Annotated in this window: 12 protein-coding genes and 1 pseudogene; 7 read left to right on the top strand and 6 right to left on the bottom strand. The window is 39.8% G+C overall.

Translation table 11 applies throughout. The annotated features are described in order from the left end of the window. Nucleotide 1: 1 nt before the first annotated feature. Both mlc and bioD read left to right on the top strand, forming a co-directional pair. Nucleotides 2–1,219: a sugar metabolism global transcriptional regulator Mlc gene (gene mlc / locus ACUN2T_RS13460; RefSeq protein WP_445493527.1), complete on the top strand. Its 1,218-nt coding sequence runs from the start codon at nucleotides 2–4 to the stop codon at nucleotides 1,217–1,219. 176 nt (nucleotides 1,220–1,395) lie between these two features. Beyond that, complete coding sequence (gene bioD / locus ACUN2T_RS13455; RefSeq protein ID WP_445493526.1) at nucleotides 1,396–2,067, top strand: dethiobiotin synthase; 672 nt, start codon at nucleotides 1,396–1,398, stop codon at nucleotides 2,065–2,067. A 146-nt stretch (nucleotides 2,068–2,213) separates the two neighbouring features. On the opposite strand, the gene ACUN2T_RS13450 is transcribed toward bioD, so the two are convergent. The 4 genes from ACUN2T_RS13450 to stlA form a co-directional block, all read right to left on the bottom strand. After that, nucleotides 2,214–2,486 carry a DUF1161 domain-containing protein gene (locus tag ACUN2T_RS13450; protein WP_445497877.1) on the bottom strand — a complete coding sequence of 91 codons (273 nt, stop codon included), beginning with the start codon at nucleotides 2,484–2,486 and terminating at the stop codon, nucleotides 2,214–2,216. A gap of 21 nt (nucleotides 2,487–2,507) precedes the next feature. Beyond that, nucleotides 2,508–2,870 (bottom strand): DUF1283 family protein, encoded by a 363-nt coding sequence (locus tag ACUN2T_RS13445; protein WP_445493525.1) that lies wholly within the window; start codon nucleotides 2,868–2,870, stop codon nucleotides 2,508–2,510. Nucleotides 2,871–2,986: 116 nt separating this feature from the next. Beyond that, a complete protein-coding gene (ydfG, locus tag ACUN2T_RS13440; RefSeq protein ID WP_445493524.1) occupies nucleotides 2,987–3,736 on the bottom strand; it encodes a bifunctional NADP-dependent 3-hydroxy acid dehydrogenase/3-hydroxypropionate dehydrogenase YdfG in 750 nt (249 codons plus the stop codon). Nucleotides 3,737–3,833: 97 nt separating this feature from the next. Then, a complete protein-coding gene (gene stlA / locus ACUN2T_RS13435) occupies nucleotides 3,834–5,429 on the bottom strand; it encodes a phenylalanine ammonia-lyase StlA (protein WP_445493523.1) in 1,596 nt (531 codons plus the stop codon). Nucleotides 5,430–5,839: 410 nt separating this feature from the next. On the opposite strand from stlA, the gene ACUN2T_RS13430 reads away from it, so the two are divergent. Further along, nucleotides 5,840–7,534 (top strand): glycosyl hydrolase family 18 protein, encoded by a 1,695-nt coding sequence (locus tag ACUN2T_RS13430; RefSeq protein ID WP_445493522.1) that lies wholly within the window; start codon nucleotides 5,840–5,842, stop codon nucleotides 7,532–7,534. 125 nt (nucleotides 7,535–7,659) lie between these two features. Here the strand turns inward: ACUN2T_RS13430 and ACUN2T_RS13425 are convergent, their stop codons facing one another. After that, the gene (locus ACUN2T_RS13425) at nucleotides 7,660–8,910 is read right to left on the bottom strand and encodes a stiblene epoxidase (protein ID WP_445493521.1); all 1,251 of its coding nucleotides are present in this window, start codon (nucleotides 8,908–8,910) and stop codon (nucleotides 7,660–7,662) included. A gap of 590 nt (nucleotides 8,911–9,500) precedes the next feature. Between ACUN2T_RS13425 and ACUN2T_RS13420 the strand changes: the two genes are divergently transcribed. From ACUN2T_RS13420 to ACUN2T_RS13405, 4 genes and pseudogenes are all read left to right on the top strand, one after another. After that, the gene (locus ACUN2T_RS13420) at nucleotides 9,501–10,676 is read left to right on the top strand and encodes a DmpA family aminopeptidase (protein ID WP_445493520.1); all 1,176 of its coding nucleotides are present in this window, start codon (nucleotides 9,501–9,503) and stop codon (nucleotides 10,674–10,676) included. Between the two features lie 114 nt (nucleotides 10,677–10,790). Beyond that, entirely contained in the window at nucleotides 10,791–10,922 is a 132-nt protein-coding gene (locus tag ACUN2T_RS13415) for a hypothetical protein (protein ID WP_445493519.1), read from the top strand. 141 nt (nucleotides 10,923–11,063) lie between these two features. Beyond that, a complete protein-coding gene (locus tag ACUN2T_RS13410; protein ID WP_445493518.1) occupies nucleotides 11,064–12,410 on the top strand; it encodes an ISNCY family transposase in 1,347 nt (448 codons plus the stop codon). Between the two features lie 512 nt (nucleotides 12,411–12,922). Then, nucleotides 12,923–13,174, top strand: a pseudogene (locus ACUN2T_RS13405) (VapC toxin family PIN domain ribonuclease); the annotation flags it as partial. Nucleotides 13,175–13,295: 121 nt separating this feature from the next. Here the strand turns inward: ACUN2T_RS13405 and ACUN2T_RS13400 are convergent. Beyond that, the gene (locus tag ACUN2T_RS13400) at nucleotides 13,296–14,627 is read right to left on the bottom strand and encodes an aspartate aminotransferase family protein (RefSeq protein ID WP_445493517.1); all 1,332 of its coding nucleotides are present in this window, start codon (nucleotides 14,625–14,627) and stop codon (nucleotides 13,296–13,298) included. Nucleotides 14,628–14,689: the final 62 nt, after the last annotated feature.

Here is a 14,689-nt window from a genome sequence, read left to right as displayed (position 1 = left end):
GGTGAGTATGGATGGACAACCAGGTCATATTGATCAAATAAGACAGACTAATATTGGTGCTGTTTATCGGTTAATTGATCAATATGGCCCAATTTCCCGTATTGAGCTATCTAAAAAAGCACAACTTGCGCCAGCCAGTATTACTAAGATTGTTCGTGAATTGGTCGATACACATTTAGTGATGGAAACAGAATTTCTGGATTTGGGATTTAGAGGGCGCCCGGCGACCGGGCTGGAACTTGATTCTGAAAGCTGGCATTTCTTGTGTGTTAATATTAGTCTGGGCAATTTAATATTGGGCCTTCGTGATTTAAGCAGCAAATTAATTGTTGAAGATGTCTTACCATTACCGGCCAGCAATAGAAAATCCTTTTTGAACTGTATTACTGATGAGATTGACGTATTTTTTGACCGTTATCAATCCTGTCTTGAGCGTCTGACGGCAATTAGCATTACCATAAACGCGATTATTGATCCAATTAAAGGCTTAATCCACAATTTTCCCTATTATCAGATTCAAGAATTGTCAATTGGAGAATATCTGCATCGTCGCACTGGATTACCGGTATTTCTCCAACATGAAATTACAGCCTGGACGATGGCTGAATTATTATATGGTGCGGCAAAAAATTGTCAGAATATTATCCAGGTTGTTATTGGTGAAAATATTGGGATTGGCGTTGTCATTGCAGGACAAACATTACATGCGGGCAACGGTAGTGTTATGGAAATAGGGCATATTCAAGCTGAACCTGATGGTGAACGTTGCTATTGCGGTAACTTGGGCTGTCTGGAAACAGTTGCAGGTATTAGTCACATTTTATCCAGAGCAAAGCAGCAGTTAATATCGGTACCAGATTCTTTACTTAACTGTGAACCGCTGACTATTGAATCCTTCTGTCAAGCGGCGAATGAAGGAGATACTTTGGCAATGGATATTATCCATGATATAGGGGTGAAAATTGGTCATATTGTCGCAATTATGGTGAACTTATTTAACCCAGAAAAAATTCTGATTGGTTCTCCACTTAATACTTCACAGCAAATTTTGTATCCTATTATTAATGAATGCATTCAAAAACACTCTATGCCTGCTTATAGTAAACAGGTTCAGGTGGTTGCAACCGAATTCAATAACTCAGGAACATTATCTGCGGTGTCATCAGTTAAAAAAGCTTTATATGATGGCTCATTGTTGGTCAATTTAATGAAAGGATAATAGACCTGATAAATGTTCTCTGATTGTAATATTTGCTTTATATAAATTTTTTCTTACGCCATATACGCAGGAATTAAACAAAACATTGAGCTAACGCAATCTCCCTTATAGCCACACCCTCTAAACTTAAGTGCTCATTAACCGGATTTTATCTGTCATTATGGAAAACAGAATTTATGTTAACTCGCCTATTTGTTACGGGGACAGATACCAACATCGGTAAAACAGTTGTTACCCGTGCATTATTACAAGCTTTTAATCGTGACGGAACAACGGCCGTAGGTTATAAGCCTATAGCCATAGAAGGGTATGAAACAGAAGAAGGAATGCGTAATCGAGATGGTCTGATTTTACAAAAATCTTCTCCCGTTCAGTTTAAGTATGCAGAAATTAACCCCGTTATCTGGAAAAGCAGTTACTGTGAAGAAAACCGGGTTGATTTCGATCAGATGAAAAAAGGATTAAATAATCTTAGCAGTAAAGCAGATTTCGTTATTATTGAAGGCAACGACGGTTGGCGTGTGTTGTTGAATGATGAAACTTTTTACTTTAATTGGGTGATTCAGGAAAAGATCCCAGTCATTTTAGTGGTAGGTATTCAACCTGGCTGTGTAAATCATTCTATTTTAACCGCGCAGACAATCATAAATGATGGGTTACAGTTAATAGGATGGGTAGCAAATAGAATTAATCCTGGTATATCTCATTATGCGAAAATGATGGATAGGTTACGCCGTCACATTAATGCACCACAGTTAGGTGAAATTCCTTATATCTTACGTCCAGAAGAAAAAGATCTATCCTGTTATCTGGATATTTCCACCTTATTAAAACAAGTTGTAAAATAATAGAGGATCGAAATATTGGATGGGGAAAATTGACAAATATTGTGGCTGTAATATTTGATCACTAAATCATAACCACCCGCATAGCGGGTGGTTTGCTCTATTAAATTCTCTGAATTCCGCGTATCCCCCAGAAAAACAACAAGAGTTTATTCTGTGACTGACGGGTTTGTGGATTGGCTTTCTTGCCGGGTATACACAATCTTTTTGGTATTATTTTCACAATGACCAACGATCTTACCACCGGCTTGTTCGGTTTGGTCATTAGGAATAATTTCCAATTTAAAGCCAGATTCCGGCACCCCATTATGGATAATTTTCTGCGCAATCTGCTCTTTCACGCTTTCACATGAAGCTTGTGCAGCAAGCGCAAATGGAGACACAGTAACGATCAACGCACTGAATAAAAGTGCTTTTTTCATCTTCATTATCATCACCTTACATTACGGTCTGATAGGCATACCCGTATTGCTGTCTAAGCAACGTTCGGTATTGGGTTCCCAATAAGTATTGATATTGGTACTTTTCATACATGCGTCGCGAGCATCAATGGCTTTATCGAACTTATCAAATTCCTTCTCGGCACGTTTATTAACTTTGGTACGAAGATTCTTGGTTTCATCCCATTGCTCTTTACTTTGACGGGCTGCTTCTTTACTTAACGCAGTATCCCCGCTGCCATTTACTGTGACGCAGGTTCCCCCGGAAGAGCAGGTTGCCGCCAGTGCTGGCGCTTGCCATAACAAAGGGATTGCCAGAGCGATAGAGGGCATAGCTTTTAATATCAAAGAATTACAAAAATTCATCTTTTATCCTCTTGAAAGAGAGTGGAGCCAAACTCGATGGCACAATAGGAAATTATCAGATAGATAAATTATAAGATAGCATGAAGATATTCAACAAATTATCAAGAAGAATGTGATTATATATTTCTATGCACGCTAAGTCCGGCAAATGACTGACAAACCGGCATCATTTCCAATGTATTAATGTTGACATGTGCAGGTAAGTTAGCAACCCAAAAAACCGCCTCTGCGACATCTTCAGCTGTTAATGCTTGGGTTCCATCGTAGGTTTTATTCACTTTATTATCGTCACCTTTAAAGCGGACTAAAGAAAACTCGGTACCGCCAACTAAACCGGGTTCTATATCAGTGACACGGATATTTTTCCCCTGTAAATCTGCCCGTAAACCCAGACTAAACTGTTTGACGAAAGCTTTAGTTGCACCATAAACATTCCCACCTGAATATGGCCAATTCGCAGCGGTAGAACCGATATTAATAATATGCCCATGATTTCTTTCCACCATTTCAGGCAACAGGGAACGGGTCATATTCACGACGCCTTTAACATTGGTATCAATCATTATCTCCCAGTCACTTTGGTTAGCCAGATACGCGGGTTCTAATCCAAGTGCCAAACCTGCGTTATTAACTAAAACATCAATATTACGAAGTGATTCTGGTAATTGTTGTATGACCTGGTTGATAGCAGCCTGATCAGTCACATCAAGTTGAACAGCGTAAAAATTATCACCCAGTTCAACTTTTAATTTTTCTAATCGTGCTTTACGACGGCCAGCTCCAATAACTTTAGCGCCATCTTGAATGAATTTTCGGGTGATCGCTTCACCAAAACCTGATGTTGCTCCTGTTACAAAGATAATCATACAAAACCCCTTGTTTACTCATACTGTTTTTATTGCAGTAAATGGGGTTCTGCATTTTTAGTCAAGATATCACTGAAAATTTTCAGTCATTTTCTTTTTACTCTTCCAGAATAATCTCTGGTAGTGGGAGTTGATCATTAATAATTGCATCTGCAATTCGGCTTATATCCTCATCTAATGCACGATCAGTTATCAGAGGAGGGCTGATTTCACGTACCGCATGGTAAAATTTCGCGGTTTCAGGCGCAATTTGACTAATATTGCCACGGAGATAAATCGCCTGACAAACTATCAAAATTGTCATTGATACAATATTGCGTAATTTCTGCTCCATTTCTAAAACATCTTGTGCAGCATGTAATCCCAAACTGACAATATCCTGGTTATATTGCTCTGTCGCGAGGGTATGAATACCTGATGCAGCACAGTCATGACGGATTGCAGCAACTAAAGCAGTTTGAGAAAGTTGGACACCTTTAAAACCTTGATACATGCCGGGAGTTGGGCTAAGTGAATTGGGTAACCCGCGAGAAAAACGGTTATCCATCATAAGTGCCACAATTGCATGGAGGTGATTGGCAACTAAAGCGATATCCAGTTTTAACGCATCCATTGTCCGGGCGACATATTGTCCCATAAAGTTCCCGCCATGCAGAACATCGCCATTTTCTGGATCTATCAGTGGGTTATCATTCGCAGAGATAACTTCCCGCTCTAATATTTTTCGGGCTGTGGCTAAAGATTCTGGCACTATACCTAATATTTGTGGTGCACAACGAATTGAATACACCTCCTGTAAGGTATCATTTAGTTGGGTAACTTCCTGGTGACGACAAGCTTTATTTGCTTGTTCTTTAATCCCTGACAATAAATTAATCTGAGTCGAACCTGCCAATAAATTACGCAATGTACTCGCTACTGCTTTCTGACCGGGATGATTTTTTACTTGCTGAATTCGGGCATCATAATGTTCATGAGATGCAAGTAATGCTTCAACAGCCAGGGCAATAGCAGAGATTGTTGCTTTAAATAGTTTTTCCAATTTAATAACAACAACTGCGCTGATGCCTGACATTACCCGGGTGCCATTAATGAGGGCAAGGCCTTCTTTGGCTTGTAGTGATAATGGCGTCAACCCTGCATGTTTAATTGCCTCAGCCGCACTAATTTTTTCTCCCATATAATAAACTTTACCAATACCACATAATGCGCGTGCGATATAGGATAAGGGAATCAAATCACCGCTTGCGCCGACTGAACCATAGCGAGGAACCAGAGGAACAATATCATGATTAATATGATCGGCTATCGTTTGAGCAACAATTGGCCTGGTTGCAGACCAACCTTTGCAAACGGAAAGTAGCATAGTGAATTGTGACGCTTTAATACAAGTTTTGGACATAAAGTCCCCGGTGCCGGCAGAAAGAAAAGTCAGCAGATTCTTTTGATGTTCTGAAATCTTATCAAATGGCACAACTAAGTTAGCATTCCCGCCAAATCCTGTATTAATCCCGTATATAACCTCGCCAGAATTTAATTTTTCCTCTAATTTTTCACGACCACGGCTCAAAAGCTCAATGACATCCTTTGATATTTCTACTTTTTTTTGTTTTATAGCAATATTATAGATGTCTTCCAGGGCAATAACGTTATTATTATTAATAATGATTGGCTGAACATCTTTAGATTTCATTTTAAGCTCCATATATAAAAGTGATAATAATAAATTAAAGAAACAAATACCCTTAGTGATACAAGTTAGTATAGGTATAAAATAAAAAAATAGTTATTTGAGAATAAAATCAAAACAAATGAATCGTAAAAATTAATTTACAAAACTTCATTAATATTTGCGAGTGTAACAATAAAGATATAATATATTTTTGATTTTATATTGTTGCTTTTAGTTTTACCGAATTATAATAAATGAATGATAATATCCAATGTGTTGACATAAAATTAGGTTGATCATTGACAATCAAACAAATAGAAATTATTTGTTTTCCTAAGAATACAAGCTAGAATGTAATTGTGTTACCACGCTAAGTAAAACAATTTGAATGTTCATCGAAAAACAAATTGATATCTAGTCGAGGTGATTTTATGTCAAAAATAATCAAGACGGATTCTCTTAGTGAACAATCTTATAAAATAGACAATTTCAATCCATCAACTGAAACAATAAATTTCAGTTACACATCGGGGAGGATTTCATTACCAGTTTATAATAAATATGACACGAAAAATAAGCCAAAAGTTTTTGGCTATTATACAGATTGGTCGCAATATGATGGCAGATCACAAGGGAATCAAGATCCCGCCAGCCGTGGTAGAGGAATAGATTTACAGCACCTTTTAGATAATCCTTTTGCGTATGATAAATTAGTTATTGGTTTCTGTGGAATATTAGGTGATGAGGGTGAAAAGAAGCAGCAAATTAAAGAGCAAGCACCCCTATTTGCCCGTACCAATAACGGTGAAGTCACATTTACAGATGCCTGGGGTGATTGCCAGTCTTATCAGAATTGCACTTATTCTGGTTGGCAAGATATCCAAATGCCAAGGGATTTCGAGCAATCTAAAAGTATGGGCGTATTAGGTGGATTGGCTAAGGTTCAACAGGCTGCAAAAGCCCAAGGCCATGACCTTATTATGTCATTCAGTGTCGGTGGTTGGACCATGAGTAATGGCTTTTATAATATGGTCAGAGACGAAACACTGAAATCCTATTTCTGTTCAAGTCTGGTTGATATATTCCGACGTTTCCCTATGTTTACCGAAATTGATATTGACTGGGAATACCCAGGTGTTGCTGGGAATGACGGTAATATCTATGCTCCAGACGATGGCGATTATTATGTTAGTTTAATTCGAGACTTAACCGCTGCTTTTAAAGAAGCGGGGCGCTCGGATGTAAAAATAAGTATAGCCTGTTCCGCAGTGCCAGAAAAAATGGAGAAATCAAAAATACCAGAATTATTAGAGGCTGGACTCTATGGTATTAATGTTATGACCTATGATTTCTTTGGTACTCCATGGGCCGAAAAACTGATGCATCACACGAATCTTCGTGATTATCCTGGAGGTGAAAATAGTGTAGAAAAAGCGGTTGAATATTTATTGAGTATCGGTGTTCCTGCCTCTGCAATTAATATTGGTTATGCTGCATACTCACGTAATGCCAGAAATGCGGTTATTGATAATTACTCACCACTATCTGGCAGTTATGATCCGGGCTATATTCCAAAAAAGGAACCGAAAATTACGACAACTGGTTCATTTGAATCAGGAACAACAGAATGGTACGACATTATATATAATTATCTGGATTTGGAAGGTCAAAAAGGGAGGAATAATTTTGATTTTTGTACTGATGATATAGCAGATGCTGATTACCTCTATAATAAGGAGAGCAAGTTATATATTTCTATTGATACTCCTCGTTCTGTTAAAGCCAAAGCTCAATATGCACTGGAAAAGAATCTGGGGGGCATATTTACATGGACTGCGGATCAAGACCGTGGCTTATTAGTCAATGCAGCTAGGGAAGGTCTTGGTTGTGATATAATCACGAAAAAAATAGATATGACAGCATTCTACTTCAAAGGCATCAATGTTGATCCGGGTGATCGAGGTAAGAGCGGTGATTACCTGACATGGGATGCAAACAAGGAATATAAGGCTGGTGATAGAGTCAGCTGGAAAGACCAAAACTGGGAAGCTAAGTGGTGGAATAGGGGAACCGAACCAGATGGTGCTGGAACATCTGATGCTTATCCCTGGATTAAAATTTCATAATTAGTTAAATGAAGCCACCAGTATGATATATGTACTGGTGGCGGATTATTTACCTTCATTTCGCCCTTTTTATCTCTTGTAAATAAATGTGTCTTCTTACGTGAAGATAGTTCAGGTATTGCAACTCAAGCAGAATGCTGGTCGTGTCGATGATATAGAGATGTATTTGTATTGCGCTTTCGGCTTAAATGCCGTTTTTTTAACGGCGGAATGGCAAAATGTTCTACAGCGTTTTGTGCGCTGCGCAACGAAATCCCAACGATTTCATTAGCATATGTGCGCATCTGTTGCTCATAATCTGAAATTGCCTTGACTAATTCTTCATGCCCGGTCGCTACACGGGTAAGCGTTTGCATAAGTAAAAGTGCGTCTCGCAACGCTGTGTTCGCTCCTGCGCCTGTCATTGGCGTCATATTATGAATAGCATCCCCAAGTAATGTGATAGGGCTGGATTGCCACGGTGGAAGATGGGGCATGCAGCGTAAAGGTATCAGAGACACGTTTTCCATATCACTCTGCTTAACCAGAGAATGCAGGTTTGGATCCCATGAAATCATACGGGACCGGACTAGATTGCAGAGAGCTTCAGCAGAAAAATTAGTCACATTATTAGGAAAACTATCTGTTGCTGCTACGTAGACCCATACGACAAAATTATCTATTTCTGCCAAAGTAGCTTCTACATGAGTATCAACTGGAGCACGCCACATAGAGATAAACAGCCAGTCTGGGCTTTTTGGTATGATACTGTTGGGTGTTCCATCTAGGAAATTTTGTGGCAACATGGCTGAAAGAGCTGGAGTAAGACGCGAACGACCCACAATGATACTCACACCTACATTAAATCTTTCTATTGAGGGAAGGTACTGCTTACGTACTTTTGAATTACTGCCATCCGCACCGATAAGAATATCAACATCGTCGTGACTTCCATCAGCAAAAAAAACCCTGACGCCTCCGTTTTCAATATTTTCATAACGAACGAATGCTTTATTCCACTGAATTGTATTTGAAAGTCCCTTGATTAATATATCTCTAAGTTCAGTTCTACTGATTGACAGGCGCTGCTCGGAAATGATCAGCCCGTTCATTGGAGAAATACCGCCCTGAACGGCAAGGAGACGCAGACGTTCGTTATAAAATCTTGATTGCCCCCCAATGTACCTTGACGCCTTTTTAAAGGTTAGCCAGTTTACATCTGGGAGACATTCGTACAGCGCCTGCTGGCCGAATGTATTAAGATGAATGCCATAACCGGGAAGCTCGGATGACGCGGCAGGGTTTCGTTCGTAGACTGTCACTTTTATGCCATTTTTGCGTAAGCCGTGTGCCAGACATGCACCACCAATCCCGGCACCAATGATACCAACATGCATCGTATTTACCCCATTGTAGTATATGAACGATTCTGGATAAGTCGTGGTAATATATTTACCTGATATTATTCATTTACGGCGACTACTTGTATTATAGTATTTGACGTGAAAATATACTTTACATAGAAAACGAGCAAGAAATATTTTTCTTTATTAATAAAAATTTTCTTAAAGTGGATCTATCTTATTGTTTGCCAAATGATATTTAAAAATTGTTTAAATTATTAAGTTATCTTAGTTAATTATTTTTTTTGATATTTTTATTTTCTGATTTTTCATGTGATTAATTTTTTACCTTAATGAAAATATTAAACTTGTTTAGTATTTTATTTATAACTACATGAATTAAAAATTATTTAATAAATAATGTAATATTTATCTTTTTTCAAATTAAATTTTTACCAAAAGATTATAAATGTGTTTTGAAATGATTTTACTACTTGAGTTAGAGGTAGCAGGGAAACTGGTATCTTATCATCAATTCCTGCTTCTGTACTTTCAAAATCATTATGAAAAGCGTAACGTAATCGAAAGACTGAGCAGTCTTTGCCTGTCGGCATCAAGTTAATGTTGTATAACAAGGAGTATTTATGAAAATATTGAATATTATAATCTTATTTATATCGACAACGATAGCCTCTAATGCTGTAGCCAATGAGACTAGAGCAAGAGATTTAGGTATTCCTTTCTCTGGAATAACGGGAAAATATAATGCGATCACAGATGTTAGTGGTGTAGAAGTTGGCTATTCAACCATAATAGAAGGTGATGGAAAACTAGAGATTGGAAAAGGTCCAATAAGAACGGGCGTAACAGCTATATTACCAAGAGGAAAGAAATTTAGCCCTGTATTTTCGAGTACATTCTCTTTAAATGGAAATGGAGATATGACAGGCAATCAATGGATCAAAGAAAGTGGTTTTTTGGAAACACCAATATTAATAACCAACACTCATAGTGTTGGTGTTGTTAGAGACTCAACAATTAGCTGGATGATTGATAATAATCTAACATCACCACTAAAAGATGATTTATTTTGGTTATTACCTGTGGTTGCAGAAACATGGGATGGAATATTAAATGATATAAACGGTATGCATGTAAAAAAAGAACATGTATATCATGCGTTGAATAGTGCTAAATCAGGAGCGATAGAAGAAGGTAATGTCGGCGGGGGAACTGGAATGAACCTGTTTAAGTTTAAGGGAGGCACAGGTACGTCATCAAGAATTTTAGATAAAAAAGATGGAGGATATACTATTGGCGTTCTTGTTCAAGGCAACTTTGGTGATAGGGATGACTTGATTATTTCTGGGGTTCCAATTGGTAAAGAAATAAAAGATCTCAAGCCGGTATATCATGGAGACAAGAAAAAAATAAAGGATGCCGGTTCTATAATAGCAGTGGTAGCCACAGATGCACCATTAGCACCTCACCAATTAGAAAAAATAGCTAAAAGAGTATCTCTTGGGATTGCAAAAGTAGGTGGCGTAGCTAGGAATACTAGTGGCGAGATATTTATTGCATTTTCAACCGCAAATAATGATGCATTCTCTAGAGAGGAGGCAAGGACAATAAAAATACTGCCAAATGACAAGTTAGATCCTTTGTATGAGGCAACAATCAATGCAACAGAAGAAGCAATAATTAATGCTATGATCGCCGCCAAAAAAATGGTTGGGAGAAATGATAATACTTCGTATCCTATCCCTAAAGATAGAGTTAAAGAAATATTAAAAAAATATAATGTACTGAGTGTCATCTAAAATATATTAGTTCAGGTTCGATCTGAAACTTCGATTTGAAAAGAAACGAGTTATCGACTTTGATTAAAGGTTCTTGGTTCAGCAGATGCCTTTGCTGGGCCAAGATATTCTGTAATGCTTAATGGGGGGACTGTTGGGGTGGCTATTCCAGAAGGTATGGAGGTTCATGGGTTGGAAGAGGGATTTATCGCACTTAATATGACGGCAAGCTCTGCTAGGTTAGCGGAGCTTAATGGCAGGCCATGAACTAAGCGACCGACAAACTCAATTTAACATAATATACATTATGCGCACCAATGCTATAACACCAATATAGTAATGTCACTTTTTGAGGCATAAAGGAGAAAACTTTTTGCCGCGATAAGGACATTCAAAATGTTGGTGACTATGTCAGATAAAGAATTAAGTCGGATCAATGTTATTCAGGCGGTTTGTGAAAAACGATTACGGCGGCGCGATGCGGCATCTCAACTGAATTTGACTGAACGGCAGATACAGCGGCTTGTTAATCAGTACCGTGAATTGGGTCTTTCAGGGCTGGTTCATGCGCAGCGTGGAAAACAAGGCAACCACTGCTTTCCTGACGCATTTAAACTGCGCGTTATGGCGCTGCTTCACCAGAACTACAGTGATTTTGGTCCAACGCTCGCAACCGAAAAACTTCATGAAAAACATAATATTATTGTATCTGTCGAAACCATTAGAAAATGGATGATTGCAGATGGTCTCTGGATCCCTTATGTTCGGCGAAAACCGCGTGTTTATCAACCTCGTAGCCGTCGTGATTGCCTTGGTGAGTTGATACAGCTAGACGGCTCTCACCATGATTGGTTTGAAGGTCGAGCACCAAAATGTTGCTTACTGGTATTTGTTGATGATGCTACTGGGCGCTTAATGCATCTGCGCTTTGGTGAAACAGAATCTGCTTTTGATTATATGCTGGCAACACGAGAATACATTGAAAAACATGGAAAACCTCTCGCATTCTACAGTGATAAGCACGGCGTTTTTCGCGTGAATCACCCAAATGGCGCCACAACAGGCACAACCCAATTTGGTCGAGTTCTCCATGATATTGGAGTCGAATTAATTTGTGCAAACAGTCCACAGGCAAAAGGTCGTGTAGAACGTGCTAATAAAACGCTCCAAGACCGACTAATTAAAGAGATGCGACTAGAAGGCATCAGCAGCATTGAAGAAGCCAATGCATGGCTAGAAACCTTTGTGAATGATTTTAACCAACGCTTTGCTCGCGCTCCTCGATACCCGAAAAATCTCCATCGTCCAGTGACTGAAAACCCTGAGGAAATCGATGATATCTTCTCATGGCAAGAAACGCGTAAACTCACGAAAGCCCTCACATTCCGCTATGACAAGATGATATATCTTGTTGAACCAACAGAAGAAAACTCTCGCCTTGCTGGCGAAAATATCAAAGTCTATGACTATCCTGATGGTACGTTAGCTTTTAAATATGGACACCGCTCATTACGTTATCAGGTGTTTGATAAACTGGATTGTATCGACCAAGGGCAAATCGTTGATAACAAACGGCTTGGAACAGTACTAAAACTAGCTCAAGACAAGATGGATGACATGGAACGCCAAGGTAAACGAGATAGAAGCCAGAGAATGCCAAAAAGAAGAGCCCAAGTAAGGGTTCAAGAACAACTCAGAGCTATCAATCCAGTATTAGCTAACCCAGAGGAGTTTAGAGCCAGCTTAAGGCGATAATCACCCTATTCTCCTGAATAAAAGTGACATTTCTATTTTGGGGAATTAGGTGACATTTTAAACTTGCAATAACAAATGGTAAGGATGGCAGAGTCTGGCGTTCTGGCTGGTCACTTTGGTGCGGTAAGTTTGTTTGTTCAGAGAACGCAGTGCTGACATAAGTCCAGTCTCAGGTGTTTGCTATCACCAAAAATAGAGCCATAACCCGCTTTGCGATCGAGAGTCAAAAACTCATGAAATTCAATATCATTCTTTTCAGCTCTACGCTTACAGAGATCACAGGTTTTAGCAGATATCAAGACAAATTAAATTATCGGCCTTACAAAAATAACCCTCTTGATCATCACGCTTATATTGCATTCTGAATTGATGAATCTTTATCATCTTCGATAAAATAATAATCACCTGAATCATCATCTATCCTAAAGTCATAAGTAACTTATTATTTTCTTGTGAATTGCCGTGATTCTATTTTTGATGCATAATTGAATCATAATGTGAATCTCTTGAGGGGTACCCCTCCGGTTCCAAGACTGCGAACGCTTGGTGATCTAGGTTTGTTACCACAGAGCCATCAGGCCAGTATTGCTGAAGTGATGACATTTATTGAAAATAAAAAATTGTACGGGCTTGGATGTGGTTTGGTTGATATTACATTGCTGGCATCAACCCTGATAACACCAGGAGCAAGACTTTGGACGCTGGATAAGCGGCTTGAGAAACAGGCTAAACGTCTTAATGCGAGTTATCAGCCGATTCATTGACAGAATTCAAAGCCTCTCTTCTCCACCAGAATGGAGAAGAGAGTATTACCACGACCTTTAGTGCTACTGCTCAGGCTGCGCTTCATTGGGCTTCATACCCGTATTCACGCACGTTCTATCATCATTTAATGTGATGCAATGTTTCACCAACAGCGTCAAAGAGACGATCCAAATCTGCCCTTTCCGCGTTGAACATAGGCCCGAATTGCAGCGTATTTCCGCTAAAGCGTACGTAAAAACCCGCTTTCCAAAGCGCCACGCCAGCATCAAAAGGACGTACAGCGGTATCACCGTCACGGGCAGCCAACTCAATTGCTCCCACCAAGCCACAGTTGCGGATGTCAGTCACGTTTGGACAGTTTTTGAGAGCATGAAGGGCCGTTTCGAAATGAGGGGCAAGCTCGGCAGAACGCTGGATGAGATGGTCTTTATCCAGCAGATCTAAGGTTGCTAACCCGGCGGCACAGGCTACAGGGTGTGCCGAATAGGTATGACCATGACTAAATTCTACAAAGTGTTCCGGCAGTGGCTGAGACATAAAGGTCTCGTAAATTTCACTGCTTGCTACTACGCCTCCCAAAGGAATGGCGCCATTGGTAATTTGTTTGGCAAAGTTGAGAATATCCGGTGTCACACCAAAATATTCAGCTCCGGTCCAGCGCCCCATGCGACCAAAGCCAGTAATAACCTCGTCAAAAATCAACAAAATATTATGCTGATCGCAAATTTCACGTAGACGCTGTAGATACCCTTTAGGCGGAATAATCGCACCGGCGGAACCACACAGCGGTTCGATAATAACCGCCGCGATGTTTGAAGCATCATGCAGTTCGATCAATTTGAGCATCTCATTGGCCAACTCCACCCCGCCGGTTTCCGCCATACCTGGCGTAAACGCCATATCGGTCTGTAGCGTATGGGGTAAGTGATCTACATCCATTAATTGTCCGAACATTTTGCGGTTGCTACCAATCCCCCCCAAACTGGTACCAGCAATATTGACACCATGATAGCCAAGTACACGACCAATCAGTTTGGTTTTTGCAGGCTGGCCTTTCACTCGCCAGTAGGCTCGCGCCATTTTGACGGCGGTGTCTGTAGACTCAGAACCTGAGCTGGTGAAAAAGACGTGATTAAGATCACCAGGTGTCAAATTGACAATTTTTTCTGCTAGCTGGAACGACAAGGGATGACCGAACTGAAAGCCTGGTGAGTAATCAAGTGTACTCAATTGGGTAGCGACTGCTTTCTGAATTTCTGTCCGGGTATGACCCGCTCCACAGGTCCAAAGACCTGACAGGCTGTCATAAATCTGGCGCCCTTTATCGTCCTTCAGCCACTGCCCTTCGGCAGCAACGATAAGACGCGGATCGCGGTGGAAATTTCGGTTAGCACTGAATGGCATCCAGTGAGATTTCAGGTTTAACGATTCAGAAAAACGGGTCTCAGACATAGTTAACTTCCTCTCACAAAAGTAAAATTTGAGTTTAGTTCAACCTCCAGTTTTTGCCAACA

The sequence above is a fragment of the Photorhabdus machadonis genome, from assembly GCF_052657765.1.
The sequence above is the reverse complement of the archived record's forward strand: the minus strand, read 5'-3'. Positions and strand labels throughout refer to the sequence as shown.